The organism is Streptomyces sp. NPDC029151, assembly GCF_055564315.1.
Genome location: NZ_JBVHWQ010000005.1, coordinates 520,584 through 543,006 on the forward strand (window position 1 = coordinate 520,584; position 22,423 = coordinate 543,006).

The window sequence follows — 22,423 nt, forward strand, 5'->3', positions numbered from 1 at the left end:
GCGGCCCCGTGAGACGCTCGCCCGCACGCGGCCTGCTGTCGACCCTGGTGGGGATCGTCCTGCTCGCGGTGATGCTGTTCCCGGTGTACTGCATGGTGAACGCGTCCCTGCAACCGGCGGGCGGCCTGCCGCGGGCGGACTGGTTCCCCCGCCGGCCGGACCTCTCGGGCTACGCCACCGCCCTGCACGACCAGGGACGCAATCTCGTCACCAGTCTCGTCGTGGCCCTCGGCAGTGTGGTGCTGAGCCTCGCCCTCGCCACGCCTGCGGCCTACGCGCTGGCCCGGTTCAGTTTCCGGGGCGCCCGGCTCGTGCTGTTCGGCGTCCTGGTCACCCAGATGGTGCCGGGCGTCGTCGTGGCCAACGCGCTGTACAGCGCCTACACCGACCTGGGACTGCTGAACTCCTGGCTCGGACTGGTCCTCGCCGACTCGACCGCCGGGGTGCCCTTCTCGATCCTCCTCCTGCACGCGTTCCTGCGGGGTGTTCCCCGGGAGATCGTCGAGGCCGCCCGGGTGGACGGCGCCGGGAGGCTGCGCGTCCTGTGGTCCGTGGTGCTCCCGGTGAGCCGCGACGCGCTGATCACAGCGGGCCTCTTCACCTTCCTCTTCTCCTGGAGCGACTTCCTCTTCGCCCTCACCCTGAACACCACGGACAGGGTCCGGCCGGTCACGGTCGGCGTCTACGAGTACATCGGCGCCCACACGAACCAGTGGAACGCGATCATGGCCACTGCGGTCCTGGCGTCCCTCCCCGCGTCCGCCCTGCTGGTCCTCGCGCAGCGCCATGTCGCCGCCGGGGTGACCGACGGAGCCGTCAGGTGAGGCCGGCCGGCCTTCGCGCCGATCCGCTCGCCATCGCGTGCCCCCGGCGCGGCTCGACGCCGATGCCCGGGCGGGGCGGCCGTCACCAGCGGACGGCCGTGAAGTCGATCGGACGAGGACGCAGCAGGCGCGTGCGCTGCGTCAGCCCGTGCAGGCGGCGGGCCATCTCGGCGGCCGGCAGACGGCGCCGGTCTCCGTGGCCCGGCAGGACCCACTCGAAGCGCAGCCGCTCCGCCGTCCTGGCCAGGGATGCTGCCAGCTCCTCGATGGAGTACCAGGTCACGCTCTCGGCGACCTCCAGGTCACCGGTCGTACGGGACCAGTAGAAGCTGTCGCCGGTGAAGCAGTAGCGGTCGTCGGCGAGGTAGAGGACGCTGCCCCGGGTGTGGCCGGGGAGGGGGTGGACGGTGACGCCTTCGGCGATCTCCAGGGGGTCCAGTCCGCGGATCACCCGGTCGGCGTCCGGAGCGGCGTCCAGGTCGCCCTCGTGGATCCACAGCCGGGCGCCGAAGTGGTCGGCGTAGCGGCGGCCGTGTGCCGCGTGGTCGCGGTGGGTGAGCAGCACGTCGGTGACGGGGCCGCGGGTCGTGTAGCGGTCGGCCAGCGTACGGCTCCAGCGGGGGGTGTCGATCATCATGCTGGTGCCGGAGGGCCGCGGGAGCAGGTAGGAGTTGGCGCCCGCGGTGCGGGGCGAGTTGTGCCCGCAGACGAGGACGCCGTCGTCCAGGGCGAGCGGGAACGGGTCCAGCGACTCGTCCGCCCGGCCGGTCACGGGGCGGATCGAGCGGGTGGGGCAGGCGAAGACCGCGGCGTGTAAGCGCCGGTTCTCCGCCTCGTCGGCCGGCGGGCGCAGGACCCGCGACTTCCCGTCGCTCTCGTCGATCAGCCCGGGCGCGAACTGCCGGGCCACATCGCAGTTGGTGCAGCGGTCGTCCACGTACCACCCGTCCACGGCGGGACTCCTTCCACGGGGAAGCGGCCTCGGCGGAGACCGCCCTTCCAGGGGTATCCCGTCGGCCGTGGAACCGGTAGGCCCCGCCGACCTTGTGTTTCCGGCTCCGTGGCGCTCTCGGGACCGCTGGCGAGACTACGGAGAAAACAGCGCAATCCCGGCAACTCCGGCTGCTGTCCCGGTGCCGCGGCTCACGGCCGTACCTCGAAGCCGCCCCGCCCGTCGAACCGCACCTCGTGCACCGCGTCGAAGCCGTCCGCCGCGGACGGTCGGCGCAGCCGCTTCAGCGTGGCCAGGACGCCGACGTCGGGGACCCGGTCGCGGCCCCGGCGCACGGCGTTGCGCCGGAGGGAGCCCTCGACGTCGGGCGGGAACCAGTAGGCCGTCGCGGTCGCGCCGTGGGCGTGGGCCGCCTGCACCAGCGGGTCCCACTCCTGCGGCGAGGGGTTGGTGTTGTCCACGGCGACGGCCCGGCCGGCCGACAGGTGTTCCGCCAGCAGCCGCATCTGCCGTACCTGCTTGTTCCGGGCGCCGCGCGGGAACAGGTCCTTGCTCACCAGCTCGTAGCGGTCGGCCAGGACGTGCGCGTAGAAGGTGGACTTCCCGGCGGCCTGGAGCCCGACCAGCACCGCCACGTCCGGGCCGGCCGCCGAACCCGCCGTACCCTCCCGGCCCACCGCACCAGCCATAGGCGTCTCTCCGGTCATGTCGGCCACGATGGCACGCCGCCGGACGGCCCCGCGACCGCCCGCGGATGCTCAGCGTGTCCGCGTCAGGGCGGGCGCCTGACCGGCCGGCCCGTTCCGCGCGGCCGGCTTCGGCCGTGCGGCGCGGGCGACGAGGAGGACGACGAGTCCGCAGGCGGCGACCAGCAGCCAGCCCGGGCGGGAGGCGTGGGCGAGCCCCGCCGGGCCGGTGTCCGCGACCAGGCCGCCGGCGAGGGCGATGCCGAGGGCGGCGCCGATCTGGCGTGCGGTCGACGTGATCGCGCCCGCCACACCGGCCCGGGCGGGCGGCAGTCCACTGACGGCGGTGTGGGTGAGCGGCGCGTTGGCGAAACCGAACCCGATGCCGATGACCAGGTAGGCGAACAGCAGGAGGAGGACGCTCGTGTCCTGCTCCAGGCCTGCCAGGCAGAGCCCGCCCGCGGTGAGGAAGCCGCCCGCCAGGCACAGCGGCAGCCGCGGGCCGCCGCGGCCGACCAGACGGCCCGACCAGGGCGCGCAGACGGTCGCCCCGAGCGCCATGGGCAGGGTCGTGGTCCCGGCGGCCAGCGGGGTGAATCCGCGGGCGTGCTGCAGGTAGAGGGTGTTGAGCAGCAGTGCCGCGTTGAGGGCGACGAACACGGCCACGGCACCGAGGACCGCACCGCTGAAGACGGGCCCGCGGAACAGCCGGGGGTCGATCAGCGGTTCGTCCCGGTGGCACTCCAGCCACACGAACCCCGCCGTGGCCGCGGTGGCGAGCACGCAGGCGACCGCCACCACCGGCGAGGTCCAGCCGGTGCGGGGCCCCTCGATGAGGATGCCGACCCAGGCGCCGATCGTCACGGTCAGCAGGAGCTGCCCCGGAACGTCGGGCCGCCGCGCCCGCCCGGCCCGGGACTCGGGCACGAACACCGCGCTGAGCACGAGGGCGGCCACGATGACCGGCGCGTTGATCCAGAACAGCGACCGCCAGCCCAGGGCCGCGACGAGGGCACCGCCGGTGACCGGTCCGGCCGCCATGCTGAGCCCGAACACCGAGGCCCAGACGCCGATCGCCTGCGCCCGCTCGCGCGGGTCGGGCATGGCGTTCACCACGATGGCGAGGGCCACGGGACTGAGCATCGAGGCGCCGGCTCCCTGTACCGCGCGGGCCGCGACCAGCGCGCCCACGGACGGGGCCAGCGCGCAGGCCAGCGAGGCCAGGCCGAAGGCGGTCAGTCCCCACTGGAACACCCTCCGGCGCCCGAAGCGGTCCGCCAGCGCGCCGGAGGAGATCAGCAGCCCGGCCAGGACGACGGTGTAGGCGTCCACGGTCCACTCCAGGCCGCGTGTCCCCACGTCCAGGCCGTGCCCGATGGCCGGCAGGCCGACGTTGACGATGGTGGTGTCCAGGCCCACCAGGAACATGCTCAGACAGCAGACGGCGAGCACCGTCCAGCGTCTGCGTCTGCTCAGCGCCGGTGGACGGGCAGCCGGGGGGTGAGCAGGGGAAGTCGTCGTCACGGTCGTCGTCCGCCTCTCCGGTACGCGGGTGGTACCGGGTCAGGCTCGGGCAGGGCGACGCCGATCGGCCAACTTCTTTGCGGAGACGGCAAACAGCCGTTCCGCCGGTCGTCAGCCGCGGTTCTCCAGCAGGCCGGCGACCTGCGTTCGCACGACCTCCCACGCGGCGGCCGGCAGGTCGCCCAGGGCCGTACCGCGCAGCGCTTCGAGGGTCTCCCCGGGGCGGGACTCGCGGTGGGCGGTGCCGCCGAGGACGTCGTAGCCGTCCCGTACGGCGACCCGCACGCGGTCGGGTGCCCCGTACTCGGCGTGCAGGGCCGAGGCCACGACCAGGGGCGGCGCTCCGCCGGCCGCCCCGGGCAGTTTGCGGTACGCCGAGCGGACGGGCGGCCGCCAGTGCAGGCTCAGCAGGAGCGGACGCTTGGCGACGACCTCGGTCAGGTCGGCCTCACGGACGCCCTCGGGCTCCAGGACCGTCGCCCGGGCGTCCAGGACGAGGGCGGCGGGCAGCAGGCAACGCAGCGTACTGCCGGCTATGTTGCCGCCGACGGTCGCCGCCCGGCGTACGGCACCGGTGCCGACGCCGGCGGCGGCCAGCCGCAGGACGTCGGGGACGGGGGCGTCGACGCGGTGCAGGAGCACGGCGCCGCCCAGGGTGTCGCGCCCCAGGACGTTGGCCTCCGGCAGCTCGCGGAGGGACATCGCGAGGTCGGGGAATCCGTCCCGCTGCCAGGCCGCCCACACGAGGGTCGCCCCGCCGACCGGCACGGCTCCCTCCGCGAGGCATTCCCGGGCTTGGGTCACGGACGTGGGCAGACGCAACAGCACAGCGGTCCCCCTGCCTTTCTGGTGCTCACCTGCACGAACGGCTCGAACGGCGGGCGGACGAGGCCGGCCGGCCGTCCACCGACAGCGCAGTCTTGTCGCGCGGCCGGGGGCGCGTCCAGGGCTCACACGAGCACACCACGCGCGCCCGGCCGGGAGCCGGCGACCCCCGCCGGGCGGCGGGCGTGCGCGGCCCTTAGGGTGGGGGCCGTGACGGGCGAGACCGATCTGCGCACCCTGCTCGGCGGGATGCGGCCGGAACTGAACCCGGGCCGCTACGTCTTCACCATGGCCGAGGGCGGCGTGCCCTCCGGGGTCTCCCCGGTGGTGACGGTCGCCGAACAGGAGGGCCTCACCCTCGTGGTGCCGCAGGCGGAAGCGGACGCGGCGGGGATGGCGTACGACTATGTCGCCGGGTGGATCACGCTGCGCGTCCACTCCGCGCTGGAGGCGGTCGGGCTGACCGCGGCCGTCGCCCGCGCCCTCGCCGACGAGGGCCTGAGCTGCAACGTGGTCGCCGGCTTCCACCACGACCACCTCTTCGTGCCCCACGACCAGGCCGAGCGGGCGGTCGAGACCCTGCGGCGGCTGGCGGACACGGCTCGCTGAGCGTCCCCGGCCGCCTCGGACGCGGAGGACAGGCGGCGGCCACCGCCGTGAAAAAAGGTCCTGCCGGGCCGCACGGCCCGGCAGGACCTCACCGGTCACACCGGATGCCGCTAGCCGCGGCGCCCGGCGGGATCGTGGGCGGTACCGTCCCGCTCCTCCTCACCGAGGACCGGTCCGGACGCCCCGGTCCCGGCGGGCGTCACCTCCGCCCGGTCTCCGTGGCCCGGCCACCAGGCCGCGTGGCCGATCAGGGCCGTGAGGCTCGGGGTGAAGAACATCGCCATGACGAACGCGGCCACCGCGATACCGAAGGAGACCGCGAAGCCCATCTCCGACAGCAGCGAGTTGCCCGCGAGCATCATCGTGGCGAAGGTCGCCGCGAGGATGAAGCCCGCGGCGGCCACGGTCGGCCCGGCGTGCCGGAGCGCCATGCCGGCCGCCTCGCGCGGATCCCGGCCCTCGCGGGCCTCCTCCCGCAGCCGGGCGATCATGAGGATGTTGTAGTCGGTGCCGATCGCGACCACGAAGAGATACATGATCACGGGCAGCATGAACATCAGGCCCGAGTGCCCCTGCCCCTCCTGGAAGATCCACACGGTCGCGCCGAGGGTGGCGCCGAAACCGAGGCCCACGGAGGCCATCAGGTACCAGGGGGCGACCACACTGCGCAGCAGCAGGCCCAGGATGAGCATGATGAGGATGGCGGCGACGGGGAAGACCGTCCGGTAGTCGTGGTTGACCGCCGCGTTGATGTCCTTGTAGATCGAGGACATGCCGCCGACGAGCGCCTCCGTGCCGCCGGGCGCCGAGGAGTGCGCGACGTCGCGGACGCGGCCCACGGCGTCGATCGCCTTGTCCGTCGACGCCTCGTACTTGAGGGTGACGGTGAAGTCGGCGGTGGTGCCCTCCTTGTTCAGCTGGGTCATCCGGGCGTTGGCGACGCCGTCCACGGCGCCGAGCTTCTGCGCGTACGCGTCGAAGGCGGCCTTGTCCAGCGGCTTGCCGTCGGTGCTGGAGAGGTAGACGTCGGTCGGTGCCGCGGCGCCCGCCGAGTACGCCTTCTGCATCTCGTCCTGGACGACCATCGACTCCTTGGTCTTGGGCATGGAGCCGGACGCCAGGTCGAAGGTGGCCTTGTAGCCGAAGGTGCCCAGCGACAGGGCGAGCAGGACGAGACCGGACACGAGGGCGGTCAGCGCCGGGCGGCGCTGGACGCCCCGGCCGAGGGCGGCGAAGCGGGCGTTCTGCGGCTCCTTCTGCCAGGACTTGGAGGGCCAGAACACCTTGGGCCCGATGAGGGAGACCACGGCGGGGATCAGCGTGAGGCCGGCGACCAGGGTGGCGCCGACCGCGATGGCGAGCGCCGGGCCCATCTGCTTCAGGAAGCCCAGCGTGGACAGGACCAGGGCGAGGAACGCGATGATGACCGCGCCCGCCGCCGAGGCGATGGCCTCGCCGACCCGGCCGACCGCGTTGATCATGGCCTGCTTCGGTTCGTCACCGGCGCGCAGGCTCTCGCGGTAACGGAATATCAGGAACAGGAAGTAGTCCGTGCCCACGCCGAAGAGCACGACGATGAGGATGGACGAGATCGAGCTGTTGGCCTCCAGGTCGAACAGCTTGGTGGCGTACGCGATGAGCCCGTTGGCGACGGCGGAGACCAGGCCGATCAGCAGCAGGGGCAGTACGGCGAGGATGGGGGCCCGGAAGATGATCAGCAGGGTCACCAGGATGATGACGAAGGTGCCGATGCCGATCAACGCCTCGCCGCGCTTGGACGAGTCCTGTTGGTCGAGCGCCTGGGCGGCGGAGCCGCCGAGCTTGACGTCGAGGTGGGTGCCCTTGGCCAGTTTCTTGGCCTCTTCACGCAACACCTTGGCCGCGTCGGCCTGTTTGGGCTGGCCGGCGTTCTTGCTGTCCATCTGCACCAGGGTCAGGGCATACCTGCCGTCCTTGGACGGCTGGCCGGGGACGACCTTCTGCACCTGGTCGATGTGCTTCCCGCCCAGTTCGGTGGTGATCCGGGCGACATCCTTCTGGTCGGCGGCGGTGAGCTTGCCGCCGTCGGTGCGCTGGTAGAGCGCGATCGCGGACGGGGTGAAGGCGCTGGGGAACGCCTTCTGCTGCAGATCCGCCGCTTTGATGGACTCGTAACTCTTGGGCAGGAAACTGCTCTCGTCACTGTTGGAGGGCAGGCTCGGAGCGGTGGCGACTATCGCCACCGCTGCGATCAGCCACGCCACGATCGTCCACACGGGATGACGGACGACGGCGGTTCCTATTCGTCGGAACATGCGGAGGGTCCTCCTGAGAAGGAAGATCACCGCAGCCCGGGGAGCGGTCCCTGGCATCGGCGACCCTGACCGGCCCGCTTCCAACAGGCCGGTCACATGGTTGTCTTGGCCTCACATCCTAGTGACCACGAACACACGTCCGCTCACCGGACGCGCCGACCGCGGGCCCCGAACCGCGGACGCGACGTGAACGTCCCCGCGAGGCCGCGAGTCCGGGTCCGGACGGTGAACGGCCCGCCAACGCCCGGCAGCCGCAAGGGAGATGGCCGGGAAGCGACCAGCGGGCTCAGGACGGACCGGCCGGAACACTGCGTACGCGCGGAACGGACCGGCGGGATCCGGCCGTCGAAGAGCACGGGACGCGCGCGGCGGCACCGCGCACGCTCCCGGCACCAGGCCGGCGACCACCGGGGGCGCGTCCGGGTCAGCCCGCTCCCCTGGTCCGCCTGCGGGGGGCCGCCGCCCGGATCTCCTCGGTCGCGGCGCGGAACGCGGGGGCCGCGCGGGTGAAGTAGTCGAAGATCAGCGCGCGTTGGTCGGGCGTGTAGTGCGCCAGGACCTCGGCGAGACGGCGGCGGGCCGGGCCGACGACCTCCTCCACGCGGGCGAGCGCGTCGGGGACGGGTTCGACGCGCACGCGGCGGCGGTCCGTGGGATCGGGGGTCCGGCGCACGTATCCGGCGCGCTCCAGGCGGTCGATCAGGCGGGTGGTGGCACCCGTGGTCAGGCCGGTGCGGGTGGCGAGTTCACCCGGCGTGAGGGTGCCCTCCTGGGTGATGAGGCTGAGCGCGTACCACTCCGAGGACTGCAGACCCGCGGCTTCCGCGCCGGCCAGGCCGTGGAGGCCCACGGCGTCCAGGTACTGACGGAAGACCACGCGCTCCTCGTCCCCGTGGCTCCGGGAATCCGGCACGGTTACCCCCTTCCCAAATCTCTGCACGTATGCAGATACTTCTCTTAGTAAGATTCTGCGCCAGTCTAACCACGACGGGAGACCTCCGCCATGCCCACGCCCCACGACTCCGCCGCCGTCACCGCCGTCCTGAACGCCCTGGTGGCCGCGTGGAACCGGCACGACGCCGACGCCTACGGCCGTCTGTTCACCGAGGACGCCAGCTACGCCACCTACGTCGGCACCCTGTACCAGGGGCGCCAGGACATCACCGAGAGCCACCGCGTGTTGTTCACGACGTTCCTCAAGGACACCCTGCTCGCGGACGAGGTCGTCGCCGTGCGCTTCCTCGGCCCGGACACGGCGGTCGTCACCGGGCGCGGCGACACGTACAAGGGCGGCCGGCCCCGTCGGCTCGGGAAGGTCCAGACGTACACGCTGGTCCGGGAGGCGGACGGCGAGTGGCGCATCGCCGCGTTCCAGAACACCAAGCGCAGGCCCCTGATGGAGGCGGTCTCCTTCCGGTTCGCCCCCGGACTGGTCCCGGCCGCCGCCCGTGCGTGAAGGGAGGTCGTGCCAGAACCGCCCCAGCGGTTTGTTTCGCGCCGACAGGTGCGCCCGCCGCGCCGCGCGGGAGATGGCCGTACGGGGGCGCCGGAGTGCCGGCCGGTTCAGCCGGAGACGCCGGTGAGGGCGGCGGTCTTCTCGTGGACCTCGGCGATCACGCGGGCGCCGCGGTCCGGCGCGGTGTCCAGACGGACGAGGACGGCCGGGGCGGCGATCGCGGGGAGGAGGTGGTCGTACAGACCCGACATCCGCTCGTCCAGGTCGGCCCAGCCCGCCACGGCCTGCGAGACGAACTGCACGCCGATCCAGGCGCCGAGGAAGATCTGGGCGGTCTCCTCGGGCACGACGTGCGGGAGCACCTCGCCGCGCTCCTTGGCCTCCGTCAGCACGCACGAGGTCAGCCGGGCCCAGGCCGGCCAGGCGCCGCCGAGGACGTCCTGGCCCTGGAGATCGGCCGAGAGCCGGACACCGGCGAGCAGGATGGGCTCCCGGGGAAGCCGCTTGGCCAGGGTCATGCCGGCGTCCACCCACTCCTGCAGCTTCAGCTCGCGCGGCAGGTGGTACTCGGTCCTCATCTGCTCCTCGAGCACACCCCGGGCGAGGGCCGCCTTGGAGTCGAAGTGGAAGTACAGGGCACCTTTGGTGACACCGGCCCGGTTGAGGATCTCGGCGATGGTGGCGGCCGCGTAACCGCGCTCCGCGAAGACGGCCGCGGCGGCCTCCAGAACAGCACGTCGGGTCCGAACAGCTCGCTCCTGCTGAGCCATGGACCCTCCCTCAGCTGAAAATTAAACCAAACCGCTCGTACCATACCGCACGGAACGTCAACGGGAAGGCCCGCTCGGGCAGTTGGCACACAGTGGCACTTGCGCCCGGCGCTCGACGACCGGATCCCGTACGGCGCCGAGGCCGCCCCGGCGAACCCCGCCCGCGAGGACGACGCAGGCGGCCGCGAACACCGCGGCCCGCACTGTGCGCATCCCCCGCCCTGCTCTCATGACCCCCCGGCCCCGCGTCCCCCGCCCCGGTCGTGGTCCGGAGGTACGGAAATCCCCCTCACGTGACCGGCGGGCAGGTGTCGTACCGGCGTGCGGGGGCAGTCGGCGGTGTATGGATGCACAGTCATGGGCCTTGCGGGGACGGTCCCGGGCGCGGCGGGTAGCGGACAGCACGGCCATGGCCGTGGCGGCCCGGGCGGGCTTCGCGGCCCGGGGGCTGATCTACGTACTGGTGGCGGTCATCGCACTGCGGATCGCCTTCGGCGGGGACAACGACGGGAGCCAGGCGGACCGCGGCGGCGCCCTCGGCCAGCTTGCCCGGCAGCCGTTCGGGGCCGCGATGCTGTGGGTCGTGGGCATCGCACTCGCCGGGATGGCGGTGTGGCGGCTGTCGGAGGCGGTGTTCGGCGCGGCCGGCCCCGACGGGACGAAGCTCTCCCGCCGGGCGGCCGCCCTGTACCGGTTCGGCTTCTACTGTTTCGTCTCCTACTCGGTGCTCGCCTACGCGGCCGGGGACCGGGGCAGCGGCAGCGGCGCCTCGGACCGCAACACCGATGACGTCACCGCCCGGGTCCTGGAGTGGCCCGGAGGCCAGTGGATCCTCGGTCTCGCGGGTGTCGCGGTGGTGATCGCGGGGGTGTGGGTCGCGGTACGGGCGATACGGCGGACCTTCCGCAAGCACCTGCGGACGCAGGACATGTCCGCCCGGACCCGGCCGGTCGTGGAGGCCCTCGGGGTGACCGGCGGCAGCGCCCGTGGCCTGGTCTTCGCCGCGGCCGGTGTGTTCGCCCTCATCGCGGCCGTCCAGCACCAGCCGGGCAAGGCCCGGGGCATGGACGACACCCTGCGTGCCTTCCGGGACCTCCCGGCCGGCCCCTGGATGCTCGCCCTGGTCGCGCTCGGCCTCGCCGCGTTCGGCCTCTTCTCCTGGTGCAACGCGCGCTGGCGCAAGCTCTGAACCCGGCGGCTGCCGCTCAGGCGTCGGAGTCGGGCCTCTTCCGCGCCGCCGTGTACGCCTGGGCCGGGGTCATGGGAACGCCGTCGAGGGTGACCGTCTTGTAGGGGCTCACCTTGGCGCAGGTCTTCGCCTGGTCGGCGGTGGAGGCGTGGGCGCCCCCGACGGCGTCCTTGGTGTCGGCGGGCGCGGGCGAGGAGGCGCCGCCCGGGTAGCTCGTTCCGCTGGGCCAGTCGCTGCCGATCACGAGGACGAGTCCGGTGCCGGTGCCCTGCTTGACGTGGGAAGAGGGCAGGCCGAGGGCCTTGGCCACCGTCCGCGCCTCGGGTTTCCGGCCGGCGCCGTAGGTGAGGGTGGTGGCCGTGGCGGGGTTCGGGGCGTTGGCCGTGGTCGTGCCGGAGCCGAAGCCCTTGCCGGTGAGGGCGGTGGCGACGGCCGAGGCACGGCCGGTGACCGTGGTGCCGTTCTCCACGGTCACCGCGATCCCCGCGGCCGGTACGGCGGAGGCGGTGGGCTTGGCCTCCGCGGTCGCCGAGGCCGCCGCCGACTTCCCGCCCGACCCGGTGGTCAGGGGCTGGTCGTCGGCGATCGTGGCGAACAGCGACCGCGCGCCCGCGCCCACCACGACACGGTCGCCGTCGTCCGGGTCGGGTGCCGTCTGCATGGTGGTGAAGGTGATCCGCCTGGTCGGGACCTTGTTCACGTCGTCCGCGAGCGAGATCAGCTTCTTCACGCTGCCCAGGCCGTCGTCCACGGTGAGCGCCTTGGTGGCGGCGTCGGCGAGGCCGTAGACCGCCGTGGGGTCGGTGAGCGTGCCCGCGCTCTTGAACTTGCGGATCATCGCGCTGAGGAAGATGTGCTGGGAGATCGTACGGCCGAGGTCGCTGCCGTCGCCGAAGCCGTGCCGGGAGCGTACGAACTCGAGGGCCGCGACACCCTTGAGGGTGTGGGCGCCCTTGGACAGCTTCAGGTGCGAGTAGGTGTCGTAGACGTCGTCGCTGACGCACACGGAGACGCCGCCGACCGCGTCGGACATCTTCACCACGCCGGAGAAGTCCAGCTTGACGAAGTGGTCGATGGGGATGCCGGTGAGCCGGTGGACGGTGGCCACCTGACAGGCCGGGCCGTACTGGAGGGCGCTGTTGATCTGGCCGTAGTACCCGGCCGTGGACCGTCCGCCCGCCCTCTCCTTACAGGCCGGGACCTTCGTCATGGTGTCGCGCGGGATGCTCAGCACGGTGGCGTTGGAGCGGTCGGCGGATATGTGCAGCACCATCTGCACGTCCGCGTTGCTGCCGGTCTGCACTCCGCCGCCCGAGCAGCCGCCGCCGAGTTTGCAGTCCGTCCTGCTGGTCCGGCCGTCGGAACCCATGACGAGGATGTTGATGGGGGTGCGGCCGAAGGCGTCGGCCTTCTCCGTGCCGCCCTTGCCGTCCAGCGAGACGCTGCGGATGTTGCCGTCGAGGTGCTGGTAGAACCACCAGCCGGCACCGGCGGTGACCACGATGAGGACGGACAGGCAAATCCCGGCGAGCTTCAGCAGGCGCCTGCCGCGCCCGGCAGGGCGGCCCTGGCCTCCCCGCCTTCCGCCGCGCCCGCGCTTGAGTGCCGCCCGGTTCGGGGCCCGGCCGCCCGGCGGAGGCGCACCGCCCGCCTCGGTCCCCCGCTGCCGGGGAACCCGTACGCCGGGGCCGCGCGTGGCCTGGCCGGCCGGCCCGTCCCACGGGTCGCTCATCTTCCACTCCCCTGAACGGTCGCGCCCGCGCCGGGTCGGTCGCGGGGTTGCGCAATCTAGCAAACACCGTGTCCGAGCAGCGCGGATGCCCACGGGATCCACAGGTGGCGGAGTCTACGTGCCCTTCCTGGGCGCCCGGCGCGGTCCGCGGGGCGCCCACCGGGGCTACGCCGCCGGGGCCGGCGTACCCGGGCGGGACGGGGGCGGCTCGGGCGGGGCCGGGGTGGCGAGGCGGGGGAAGGAGCGGGCGGCGGCCAGGAAGCCGAGTGTCGTCAGCACGAACGGCCAGGTCAACGCGTGGCCGCCGGCGGGGGCCAGCAGATGGGCGACGGCCGGTGTCACGGCGGTCGCCGTCGCCGCGCCCAGCAGGGCGTACAGCAGCGTGGCCGGGGCGGCCGCCAGGAACACACCGCACAGGGCGAGGGCGACGAGCACCGCGTTGCAGCCCATCGTGCCGTCGGCGATCCGGGCCGCCGGCGCGCCGAGCGCCCAGGCGGTGAGGACGCCCGTCGCGCTGCCGGCGCAGGCCACCAGCCCGGCCGTCCGGCCGGCCAGGAAGAGCCCGGCGAGCAGCAGCGCACCCACGTACCACTCGTCGAGGAAGAACACCTGGGACACGTTGCGGAAGAACGCCCGCCACAGCTCGCCCGGGCGGGGATCGCCCGGGCCGGAGGCGGCGCCGGGCAGCGCGGCGAGGCTGCCGCCGTGCGGCCAGATCCGCCGGAAGGCGGGCGCGGCGACCGTGACCGCGCCGGCCAGCAGGCAGTACGGCAGGGTCAGCGGGGGCAGGTGCCACACGCGCAGCAGGCGGATCACGGCCGCCGTGACGACCGCGGCCACCGTGCAGCCGGCGGCGGCGAGCACCGCCGTCGCCGGCCGGTCCGGGTCGAGGAACACCGCGAAACAGAGGGCGAGGAGGCAGGAGTTGAAGCCCTCCAGACCCGACGCCACGCGGTCCGGGGCGACGTGCAGCAGCCGGGCGGTGCCGGTGCCGAGGGCGGCGCCGCCCAGCGCGTAGGCGCCGTAGCGCCAGTCGGCCGCGCACAGGGCGAGGCAGAAGAGGGCGCCGGTCCGCGCGTCCGCCAGGAACATCACCTGTGCCGGGCCGCGCAGCAGGGCCCGCGCGCAGGCCACCCCCCGTCTTCGACGCCACCACCGGGCACCGTCCGACCGCCGCACGCCCCGCCCCCTCACCGATGCGCCCCCTCTGTCGTTTTCCGCTGTGCGGCATACATATTCCGTCAGGCGGTACGAGTTGTCGAGGGGCCCGGACTTACCGGTGGCTCCCGGCAGGGGTTTCCGGTGGGCGTACCGGGAGCCGGAGGGTCACTTGGCGGCGTCGCGGCGCCGGACGGCCACCAGCACCAGTCCGCCCAGCACCGTCGCGCCCACCGCGCCGGCCGCCAGGAGCGGCACGCCGTCGCCGCCGGTGCTCGCGAGGGTTCCGCCGGTGCCGGAACCGGACGTCGTGGACGCGGCGGACGCCGAGCCGGAAGCGGCCGTCGTACCCGACGTGCCCGTCACCCCTGTCGTCCCGGTGGCGCCGGCCGCTCCCGCCGTTCCTGCCGTTCCGGCCGTTCCCCCCGTTCCCGTCGTTCCTGTCGTTCCTGTCGTTCCGGAGCCGCCCGTCGACCGCCCGTGCGGGTCGTCGCCCCCGCCCTCCGTGCCACCACCGGCCGTGGTGCCGCCGGCGGTGCTCGTGCCGGGCTCCCCGCCGCCCGTCACGTCGACGGCGAGGTAGGCCGTGTCGTTCGCCCGGTTCTCGTCGAACGCGGGGTGGATGCCGTACACGGAACTGACCGTCACCGCTCCCTTGGTGCTCCGTGCGGTCTTGCCGATCTCCAGGACGAAGGTGTAGTCGAGGGACTGGTCGACGTCGATGGTGTGACCGGCGGGCCGGCAGACGTACCGGGTGTGGCCCGGCTCGGACGGTCCGGTCGGCCCGTCGACGCCGAACGGTGCGCAGTCCCCGGGCACCTCCTTGGCGACGGTTCCCTGCGGGATCCGCACCATCAGGGCCGGCTGGTCGTCGCTGTCCTGGGTCCCGATCCAGCCGGGGCCGTGGTTGCGCAGCGTGGCGGTGACGGTCACCCGGCTCCCGGGCGCGCCCTCCACCAGGTCCCCCTCCGCCGCGAGGTCGGCCGTGCTGTCCGCGGTCAGGGTCAGCCGCCGGTAGCTGTCGTCGAAGCCCTCCCCCGGCGCCTCGCCGGTACGGCCCGTGCCGTACTCGACCGCCTCCATCAGGGCGTGGGGCAGGGCCTTGAACCGTACGGGAGTGGTGATCGAGGCGCCGGGCCCAACGACCGTGTCCAGCTCGCACAGCGCCTGCCGGACGTGGTCGGCGAGGGTCGAGTAGGTGCAGCCCGCGACCTGGTCCGGGAAGTCCAGCCCACGGGTCAGCCGGATCCGGAAGGTGAGGCCGTCGGCGGGCGCGGTGCCCTTGTTGGTGACGGTGACGGCGTTGTCGTAGATCTCGCCCGGCTTGGGGGAGGCGGCCGGGAGGGCGGAGACCACCAGGTCGGGCGTCTGTTCCTCGGCGTACGCCACGGGGACGGCGAGGACGGGGACGCCGATGCCGATGGCCGCGGCGGCCACGGCGGCCGCCGTGGAACGGAGGGGTGCGCGCACGGTGGATCTCCTCTTCGTATGCACAGGGGTATGCGCAGGGGTGTGCACAACGGCATGCGTCGGCATGCCGGACGGCGGGCGGGCTGGTCATGACCGCCAGGTACGGCACCGTCATGTACTGGACACACGAGAGGCGTCAGAGGTTGCGGGGAATCCTCCGCGCGATCCGGGGCAGCCTCCTCGGAGAGAAAAGCTCTGGGCAAAGATCGGGCGAGCGTGGACGAGGAACGCGTGGCGGACACCGCAGGCAGCAGCGAGCAGGACGAACACGACGAACCCGACGGGCTGTCGGTCACCCGGTCCGCCGTCGACGGTGTCACCGTCGTCACGGTCGTCGGAGAGGTCGACCACCACACCTCCGGTGCCCTGCGCCGGGCCCTCGCCCCGGCGGATCCCGACGGGGCGCGCACGGTGGCGGATCTCAGCGGGGTGCCGTTCATGGACTCCAGCGGCATCAACGTGCTCATCGCCGCGCACCAGGCCCATGCTCCGGCGGGCTGGCTGCGGCTGGCCGCGGTCCGCAGGTCCGTCCTGCGCACCCTGGAGATCGTCGGCCTCACCCCCCTCCTCCCCTGCTACCCCAGCGTCCGCGACGCCCTGGACGGCTGACGAAAAGACCCCGTGACCGACGAGGACTTGGGCCAGGGGCCGCGGACGCGGTGAGGCGGGTCAGGACTGCGGGCGCCGCCCGTGGTTGGCCGCGTGCTTGCGCCGCCCCTTCTTCTTCCGGCGTCGCTTCGAGGACATGGGCACCTCCTGGGACAGGGAGCGGAGCACGGTGTGCTCCGTCGGCGGGACATAGAGGACATAAGCAAGATATCCCCGCACCCCTGGGCACTCCACCGGAGGCGGTGTCGAGGATTCGCCTGGCTATGATGCGGAATGCCGGACTTTCCGCGCGTTCTTCCGCCCCCAGAGGAGCAGACACCATGACCGGTGTTCCCGAGCCGATCAGCGCACAGGCCCGCCGTGCGCTGGAACAGGAACTGGCCGACCTGCAGGCCGAGCGCCGACTGGTCGCCGGCACGCTCCGGGACCTCTCGGTGGGCGACCAGGCCGACCAGGCCGACGAGTTGCGGCGCGCCGATCAGCTCGGACGCCTGGACCGTCGTATCGAAGACATCACCGAACGGCTCAGCCAGGCGGAGACGGCCGGACCCGCGCCCACCGACGTGGTCGGCGTGGGCAGCACCGTCACCGTCCGCTTCTCCGACGGGGCGACGGAGGTCCTGCAGATCGGGGAGGTCGCCGAGGCACTGGACCAGACGCTGGTCACCGCCGACAGCCCGCTGGGCCGTGCCCTGCTCGGGCGTGGGCCCGGGGACACCGTTCACTACGAGACCCCGGACGGGCCTGCGTCGGCCGTGGTCGAGTCGATCGGGGAGTGACCGGCGAGCGGCCGTGGAGACGTCCCAAAGCGAGCGGGAACTTGCCCCCGGAAGGGGGGAGCCCCGACGGGTGCGTACGGTACGTCAGGATCCGGCGTCCGCGGGCGCGGTGGACGCGGCCCGCCGTACCGAGCAGTGCAGCGAGTCGTTCCGTACGTCGGCCACGATGGTGTCACCGGGCTCGCCCTCGCCGCTGAGCAGGATGGTGGCGATGCGGTTGTCGAGTTCCGCCTGGATCGTCCGCCGCAGCGGCCGGGCACCGAACTCCGGCTGGTGGCCGTGGGCGATGAGCAGCTTCTTGGCCGCTTCCGAGACTTCCAGGCCCAGGCCCTGGGCGCGCAGCTTGCGCCGGCTCTCGTCCAGCAGGTGGTCCACGATCCGCCCCAGGTCGCCCTCGGTCAGGCCGTGGAAGATGATGATGTCGTCGATCCGGTTGAGGAACTCCGGCAGGAACCGGCTGCGCAGATCGTCCATCAACGCGTCCCTCAGCTCGGACACGTCCCCCTTGTGGTCCAGGATGCGGTGCGCGCCGATGTTGGACGTCATGATGACGACGCAGTGCCGGAAGTCCACGGTGCGGCCCTGGGCGTCGGTCAGCCGTCCGTCGTCCAGGATCTGCAGGAGGGTGTTGAAGACATCGGGGTGGGCCTTCTCCACCTCGTCGAAGAGCACCACGCTGTAGGGCCGGCGGCGGACCTTCTCGGTGAGCTGGCCGGCCTCCTCGTACCCCACGTATCCGGGAGGCGCGCCGACCAGCCGGGCGACGGTGTGCTTCTCCTGGAACTCGCTCATGTCGAACCGGATCATGCGGTCGTCCTCGCCGAACAGCAGGGCGGCGAGGGTCTTGGCCAGTTCGGTCTTGCCGACGCCCGTCGGGCCGAGGAAGAGGAAGGACCCCACGGGCCGGTTGGGGTCTCCCATGCCGGCCCGGTTGCGGCGTACGGCCTGGGAGACCGCGGTGACCGCCTCCTCCTGGCCGACGATCCGCGCGTGCATCTCCTCCTCGAGCCCGAGCAGCCTCTCCTTCTCGTCGGCGGTGAGCTGGGAGACCGGGATGCCGGTGCGGCGGGAGACGACGTCGGCGATGTCGGCGGCCGTGACGGAGACGACACCCTCGCGGCGCTCCTCGATGCCGGCGAGTTCGCCCTCCGCTTCGGCGATCTCCCGCTTGAGTTCCGAGGCCTTCTCGAAGTCCTCGGCGGAGACGGCCTGTTCGAGTTCCCTGCGCAGCTTGGCGATACGGTCCTCACGGCTGACGATCTCGGTGGAGCGCCCGGCGCTGCGCAGCCGCACCCGGGCGCCGGCCTGGTCCATCACGTCGATCGCCTTGTCCGGCAGGAAGCGGTCGCTGATGTACCGGTCGGACAGTTCGGCGGCGGCCACCAACGCCGCGTCGTCGAAGCGGACCTGGTGGTGGGCCTCGTAGGAGTCGCGCAGCCCCTCCAGGATCTGCACCGTCTCCTCGACCGTGGGTTCGGGGACCAGCACCGGCTGGAACCGGCGCTCCAGTGCGGCGTCCTTCTCGACGTACTTGCGGTACTCGTCCATGGTCGTGGCGCCCACGACGTGGAGTTCACCGCGCGCGAGGGCGGGCTTGAGCATGTTGCCCGCGTCCATGGATCCCTCGCCGGTGGCGCCGGCGCCGACGACCGTGTGCAGTTCGTCGATGAAGAGGATGATGTCGCCGCCGGCCGCCTGCACGTCCTCGATGACCTTCTTCAGCCGCTCCTCGAACTGTCCGCGGTACTGCGCGCCCGCCACCATGCCGGACAGGTCCAGCGAGACGACCCGCTTGCCCCTCAGGGCCTCGGGGACCTCCTCCGCCACGATCCGCTGGGCCAGCCCCTCCACGATGGCGGTCTTGCCGACCCCGGGTTCGCCGATCAGCACCGGGTTGTTCTTCGAGCGACGGGACAGGATCTCGATGGTCTGCTCGATCTCCTCGGCCCGCCCGACGACCGGGTCGAGCCTGCCGGCCTTCGCCTCCTCCGTCAGATCCCGGCCGTACTCGTCCAGGGTGGTGGCGGGCTGCTTCCGCTCGGCCTGTGCTCCCTCCGGACGCGCCCCCTCCTCGCCCAGTCCGGGAAGGCGCTTGGTGTCCAGGCCCTCGGCCCGCAGCATCCGGGCGGCGCCCGTGTCGCTGTCGCCGAGCAGGGCGCTCAGGATGTGTTCGGGGCCGATGTAGGACACGCCGGCCGCCTGCGACTGGGCGTAGGCGGCCTGGAGGGTGCGCTTGGCCGCGGGGGTGAGGCCCGGCTGTGCGGAGGGCTCGCCGGACTCGCGTGGAAGGACCCTGGCCAGCTCGGCGGCGACCGTGTCGGGGTCCACGCCGACCTGGGAGAGCAGCCGGCGGGACGGGGCGACCTGGGTGGCCGCCCAGAGGAGGTGCTCGGTGTCGAGGTCGGAGGTGCCGTCGTCGGCGGCCCGCCGCGCGGCCAGGTTCAGCAGTTCCTGCGAGGACTCGGTGAGCAGCCGTCCGATGGGGACGCGCTGCACCGCGGGGGGCGAGGACGCCGGTGACATACCGAAGAAGCGGTTCAGCAGCTCGCTGAACGGGTCCGACGAACCGAACGGTGCACCGAACGACATCGACATGGCGGCTCCAGGCGCGCGAGGGGGAGCGATCCGGGGAAGGTGTCTGCCGGAGGGAGGCCGGGCGGGTCAGGGTCGGCTCCGGGCCGGCTGGGGGGGCGGCTGGGGTGGGCCGGGGGCAGCCGGGGGTCAGTACCCACTGAAACCCGGTGCGGACGGCACCGCAAGCGGAGACCGCCGACGGCGGTCGGGGACGGTCGCGGTCGGGGAAGGGGGGTGAACGCGGCCACCTGGGGACGACGGGGCGGTGTGCGGCCGTACCTCGTCCGGGCGAGGCCGGTCCGCGAGCGCCAGCGTGAGGAGATGCGCCATGAGGTCACCGACGCCGACACCGCGATCCGGATGGGCAGCGGTGACGTTCCCGTCCTCGCGACACCCCGGCTGATCGCCTGGATGGAGGCGGCCACCGTACGGGCCGCGGTCCCCCTCCTGGAAGCGGGTCGGACGACCGTGGGCACGGCGGTCCGCGTCGAGCATCTGCGGGCCACGGGAGTGGGCGGCGAGGTCGAGGTGACCGCCGAGCCCGCTTCGGCTTCCGGGGACCGGCGCCTCACCTTCGCGGTACGCGCCGTCGACGGCTCGGGCCGGGTGGTCGCGAGGGGCGAGATCGAACGCGTGGTGGTCGACCGACAGCGGTTCCTCGCGCGGTGTCCGGACGCGGGGGCGAGCGAGGGGGTACCGGACGAGGGACGCGCGCCTGACCCGGTACCGTCCGAGCCACCGTCGTCCGACGCGGTGGCTTCCGAGGGGCCCGGCGCCTGACGCGGTGCCGTCCCGGCCGCCGTCCGACACGGTGCCTTCCGGGCGACCCGCACACCCTTTACTCCCGAAGAACCCGCGCCCGACCCAGTGCCACCCGTGGACCCACGCCCGACGCGGTGCCGTCGGGCCGTCCGCCGTCCGGTGCGGTCCTGTTCGAGCGCCGTCCGGTACGACGGAGCGCCGGTCCGTCCGGCGGGGCTCTCGTGCGCGGCTCGACGTGTGGGAGAGTCGGGCGCCGTTGCCCACGCCGGCCGCAGGAGGCGGCTGCCGTGGCCGAGAGGATCAGGAGTGCCGCCATGTCCGATGAGATCACGCTGCGTCCGGTGACCGTCGAGGATCTCGACCTGTTCGAGCGGGAGTTCAGCGGGCCGGAGGGGACCGGCCCGTACCAGTGGTTCGGCTTCGTTTCCCCGGCCGGCCTGCGTCGGCGGTTCGCGGAGAGCGGACTGCTCACCCCCGACGGCGGCGTGCTGTCCGTGGCGGAGGCGGGCGGGACGGTGGGGCGGGTCGAGTGGTTCCCCGGCACCTGGGGGCGGCCCGCCACCTCCACCTGCTGGACCCTGGCGATCGGCCTGGTGCCGGCCGCGCGCGGCCGCGGCATAGGCACCCGGGCCCAACGGCTGCTGGCCGACTACCTCTTCGACCACACCAGGGCCGAACGGCTCCAGGCCTGGACGGACCGCGCCAACCTCGCCGAGCAGCGCGCGTTGGAGAAGGCGGGTTTCGTCAGGGAGGGCGTCCTGCGCTCGGCCCAGTGGCGCGAGGGCCGGTGGCACGACCAGGTGATCTTCTCCATGCTCCGCGCGGAGCGGTCCGGGGGCGAACCCGGGTGAGCGCAGGGCCGGCGCAGGGAGGTTCAGACAGGCGTGTGCCCCTGGAGGTACGTCCGCACCGGGCCCGGCAACGGCGTCCCCGCGGTCTCCTCGATCGGTGTCCAGCGCAGTTGTTCCGCTGTGAACCGGCCCCCGGACGACGGTGACTCGGTCAGGAGTTGGCACACCACGGCCGTCTCGCCCACCGATCCGCCCGGTGTTCCGCCCGCCGTCCCCTGCGGGTTCAGCGGCTCGGTGCCGTCGACCAGGTAGCCGGTGGTCTCGTAGACGATCCGTGCCGCGGTGGCCTGGGCGGTCTCGGCCGGCTCCGGGGTACCGGAGGGCAGGGCCCAGCCGTCTCCGTCCGGCACCAGCAGTACCCGCCCGTCGTACACCACGACCGCCCGCACCACGCCCTCGGCCCGCTCAAGCGTCATTCGTCTCCCTCCCCGGCACTTCGTACCTACCCAGGGCGGGCCGGTGACGCACCTGTCAGTACAGCATCGGCAGGTCCCCGGGCCGTACGCGCAGCGTCACCGGGAGGGCGGCCTCCACCTCGCCGTCGGCGCCGTAGGGGACGGGCCGGTCGGCCTCGACGCGCAGTTCCCGGCCCTGGAGGACCCGTACTTCGGGGCGCCGGACGTGGGCGCCCGTCTTCAACTCGTTCATCAGGGTGAAGAACAGGCGGCGCGGGGCCTCGCGGATCAGCACGACGTCCAGCAGGCCGTCGTCGACGCGGGCGCCGGGCGCGATGAGCCGGCCGGAGCCGTAGTAGGGGGAGTTGGCCACGACGACGGTGTAGCCGCGGTGGTGGAGCTCCTCGCCGTCGACGGTGACGCGGTAGCCGGCCGGCCGCCAGGTGGTGACGGCGCGCAGGCCGCCCGCGTAGTAGGACGCGGCGCCGCGCAGCAGCCGGGCGTTGTTGGCGTGCCGGTTGGCCTCCGCGTCGACGCCGGCGTACACGCTGCCCAGGACCACCGTGCGGGGGTGGACGGCCGACTCCACCTCGATGGTGTCGACGGGCCGCGGCTCGGCGTGCAGCAGGATCTCCGCGAGCGCGTCCGGTTCGGCGGGCAGGTGCAGCGCGCGGGCGAAGTCGTTGCCCCGGCCGGCGGGTACGAGGCCCAGCACCGTTCCGGTGCCGCTGAGCGCGCCGCCGATGCCGCCGGCGATGCCGTCGCCGCCCACGGCCAGCACGATCCGGCCGCGTTCTCCGGCGGTGCGGGCGATGTCCTGGGCGTGGGCGAGGCTCCGGCTGTACTCGGTCTCCAGCTCGGCGCCGGCCGCGCGGAGCAGCCGGGCCAGCTGGAGCAGGGTCGCCGCCCCGGTCGAGCCGCCCGCGGTGGGGTTGACGACGGCGGTGAACTGGCGCATCGAATG

Annotated in this window: 22 protein-coding genes; 8 read left to right on the forward strand and 14 right to left on the reverse strand. The window is 73.2% G+C overall.

Going from position 1 to position 22,423, the window contains the following annotated elements; genetic code table 11:
• Positions 1–8: 8 nt before the first annotated feature.
• A complete protein-coding gene (locus ACZ4VF_RS21905) occupies positions 9–824 on the forward strand; it encodes a carbohydrate ABC transporter permease (RefSeq protein WP_467927880.1) in 816 nt (271 codons plus the stop codon).
• A gap of 82 nt (positions 825–906) precedes the next feature.
• Here ACZ4VF_RS21905 and ACZ4VF_RS21910 read toward each other — a convergent pair whose 3' ends face one another.
• The 4 genes from ACZ4VF_RS21910 to ACZ4VF_RS21925 form a co-directional block, all read right to left on the reverse strand.
• Positions 907–1,776, reverse strand: a complete 870-nt coding sequence (locus ACZ4VF_RS21910; protein WP_467927881.1) for an MBL fold metallo-hydrolase — start codon at positions 1,774–1,776, stop codon at positions 907–909.
• A gap of 191 nt (positions 1,777–1,967) precedes the next feature.
• Positions 1,968–2,483 carry an AAA family ATPase gene (locus tag ACZ4VF_RS21915; protein WP_467927883.1) on the reverse strand — a complete coding sequence of 172 codons (516 nt, stop codon included), beginning with the start codon at positions 2,481–2,483 and terminating at the stop codon, positions 1,968–1,970.
• A 51-nt stretch (positions 2,484–2,534) separates the two neighbouring features.
• Entirely contained in the window at positions 2,535–3,890 is a 1,356-nt protein-coding gene (locus tag ACZ4VF_RS21920) for an MFS transporter (RefSeq protein ID WP_467927884.1), read from the reverse strand.
• Between the two features lie 207 nt (positions 3,891–4,097).
• Positions 4,098–4,814 (reverse strand): FAD binding domain-containing protein, encoded by a 717-nt coding sequence (locus tag ACZ4VF_RS21925; protein ID WP_467927886.1) that lies wholly within the window; start codon positions 4,812–4,814, stop codon positions 4,098–4,100.
• Between the two features lie 207 nt (positions 4,815–5,021).
• Here ACZ4VF_RS21925 and ACZ4VF_RS21930 point away from each other — a divergent pair, with 207 nt between their 5' ends.
• On the forward strand, positions 5,022–5,420 hold the full coding sequence (locus tag ACZ4VF_RS21930; protein ID WP_467927888.1) for an ACT domain-containing protein: 399 nt from the start codon (positions 5,022–5,024) through the stop codon (positions 5,418–5,420).
• A 110-nt stretch (positions 5,421–5,530) separates the two neighbouring features.
• Here the strand turns inward: ACZ4VF_RS21930 and ACZ4VF_RS21935 are convergent, their stop codons facing one another.
• Both ACZ4VF_RS21935 and ACZ4VF_RS21940 read right to left on the reverse strand, forming a co-directional pair.
• Positions 5,531–7,714, reverse strand: a complete 2,184-nt coding sequence (locus ACZ4VF_RS21935; protein WP_467927889.1) for an MMPL family transporter — start codon at positions 7,712–7,714, stop codon at positions 5,531–5,533.
• 424 nt (positions 7,715–8,138) lie between these two features.
• Positions 8,139–8,627, reverse strand: coding sequence for a MarR family winged helix-turn-helix transcriptional regulator (locus tag ACZ4VF_RS21940; RefSeq protein WP_467927890.1), 489 nt, complete (start codon positions 8,625–8,627; stop codon positions 8,139–8,141).
• A 90-nt stretch (positions 8,628–8,717) separates the two neighbouring features.
• Between ACZ4VF_RS21940 and ACZ4VF_RS21945 the strand changes: the two genes are divergently transcribed.
• On the forward strand, positions 8,718–9,170 hold the full coding sequence (locus tag ACZ4VF_RS21945) for an SgcJ/EcaC family oxidoreductase (protein ID WP_467927892.1): 453 nt from the start codon (positions 8,718–8,720) through the stop codon (positions 9,168–9,170).
• 107 nt (positions 9,171–9,277) lie between these two features.
• Here ACZ4VF_RS21945 and ACZ4VF_RS21950 read toward each other — a convergent pair whose 3' ends face one another.
• Positions 9,278–9,940 (reverse strand): ScbR family autoregulator-binding transcription factor, encoded by a 663-nt coding sequence (locus ACZ4VF_RS21950; RefSeq protein WP_467927893.1) that lies wholly within the window; start codon positions 9,938–9,940, stop codon positions 9,278–9,280.
• Between the two features lie 409 nt (positions 9,941–10,349).
• Here ACZ4VF_RS21950 and ACZ4VF_RS21955 point away from each other — a divergent pair, with 409 nt between their 5' ends.
• Positions 10,350–11,129: a DUF1206 domain-containing protein gene (locus ACZ4VF_RS21955; RefSeq protein WP_467927894.1), complete on the forward strand. Its 780-nt coding sequence runs from the start codon at positions 10,350–10,352 to the stop codon at positions 11,127–11,129.
• A gap of 16 nt (positions 11,130–11,145) precedes the next feature.
• Here ACZ4VF_RS21955 and ACZ4VF_RS21960 read toward each other — a convergent pair whose 3' ends face one another.
• The 3 genes from ACZ4VF_RS21960 to ACZ4VF_RS21970 form a co-directional block, all read right to left on the reverse strand.
• Positions 11,146–12,861 carry an LCP family protein gene (locus ACZ4VF_RS21960; RefSeq protein WP_467927895.1) on the reverse strand — a complete coding sequence of 572 codons (1,716 nt, stop codon included), beginning with the start codon at positions 12,859–12,861 and terminating at the stop codon, positions 11,146–11,148.
• 165 nt (positions 12,862–13,026) lie between these two features.
• Complete coding sequence (locus ACZ4VF_RS21965; RefSeq protein ID WP_467927897.1) at positions 13,027–13,995, reverse strand: urea transporter; 969 nt, start codon at positions 13,993–13,995, stop codon at positions 13,027–13,029.
• Between the two features lie 192 nt (positions 13,996–14,187).
• On the reverse strand, positions 14,188–15,489 hold the full coding sequence (locus ACZ4VF_RS21970; protein WP_467927898.1) for a hypothetical protein: 1,302 nt from the start codon (positions 15,487–15,489) through the stop codon (positions 14,188–14,190).
• A 216-nt stretch (positions 15,490–15,705) separates the two neighbouring features.
• Between ACZ4VF_RS21970 and ACZ4VF_RS21975 the strand changes: the two genes are divergently transcribed.
• The gene (locus ACZ4VF_RS21975; RefSeq protein WP_467927899.1) at positions 15,706–16,098 is read left to right on the forward strand and encodes an STAS domain-containing protein; all 393 of its coding nucleotides are present in this window, start codon (positions 15,706–15,708) and stop codon (positions 16,096–16,098) included.
• 60 nt (positions 16,099–16,158) lie between these two features.
• Here ACZ4VF_RS21975 and ACZ4VF_RS21980 read toward each other — a convergent pair whose 3' ends face one another.
• On the reverse strand, positions 16,159–16,266 hold the full coding sequence (locus tag ACZ4VF_RS21980; RefSeq protein ID WP_467927901.1) for a hypothetical protein: 108 nt from the start codon (positions 16,264–16,266) through the stop codon (positions 16,159–16,161).
• 152 nt (positions 16,267–16,418) lie between these two features.
• On the opposite strand from ACZ4VF_RS21980, the gene ACZ4VF_RS21985 reads away from it, so the two are divergent.
• A complete protein-coding gene (locus ACZ4VF_RS21985; protein WP_467927902.1) occupies positions 16,419–16,877 on the forward strand; it encodes a GreA/GreB family elongation factor in 459 nt (152 codons plus the stop codon).
• A gap of 84 nt (positions 16,878–16,961) precedes the next feature.
• Here the strand turns inward: ACZ4VF_RS21985 and ACZ4VF_RS21990 are convergent, their stop codons facing one another.
• The gene (locus tag ACZ4VF_RS21990; protein WP_467927904.1) at positions 16,962–19,472 is read right to left on the reverse strand and encodes an ATP-dependent Clp protease ATP-binding subunit; all 2,511 of its coding nucleotides are present in this window, start codon (positions 19,470–19,472) and stop codon (positions 16,962–16,964) included.
• Positions 19,473–19,772: 300 nt separating this feature from the next.
• On the opposite strand from ACZ4VF_RS21990, the gene ACZ4VF_RS21995 reads away from it, so the two are divergent.
• A complete protein-coding gene (locus tag ACZ4VF_RS21995; protein ID WP_467927905.1) occupies positions 19,773–20,231 on the forward strand; it encodes a thioesterase family protein in 459 nt (152 codons plus the stop codon).
• Positions 20,232–20,527: 296 nt separating this feature from the next.
• Positions 20,528–21,064, forward strand: coding sequence for a GNAT family N-acetyltransferase (locus tag ACZ4VF_RS22000; RefSeq protein WP_467927906.1), 537 nt, complete (start codon positions 20,528–20,530; stop codon positions 21,062–21,064).
• 23 nt (positions 21,065–21,087) lie between these two features.
• Here ACZ4VF_RS22000 and ACZ4VF_RS22005 read toward each other — a convergent pair whose 3' ends face one another.
• Entirely contained in the window at positions 21,088–21,480 is a 393-nt protein-coding gene (locus tag ACZ4VF_RS22005) for an NUDIX hydrolase (protein WP_467927907.1), read from the reverse strand.
• Positions 21,481–21,535: 55 nt separating this feature from the next.
• On the reverse strand, positions 21,536–22,417 hold the full coding sequence (locus ACZ4VF_RS22010; protein WP_467927909.1) for a YegS/Rv2252/BmrU family lipid kinase: 882 nt from the start codon (positions 22,415–22,417) through the stop codon (positions 21,536–21,538).
• Between the last annotated feature and the right edge of the window lie 6 nt (positions 22,418–22,423).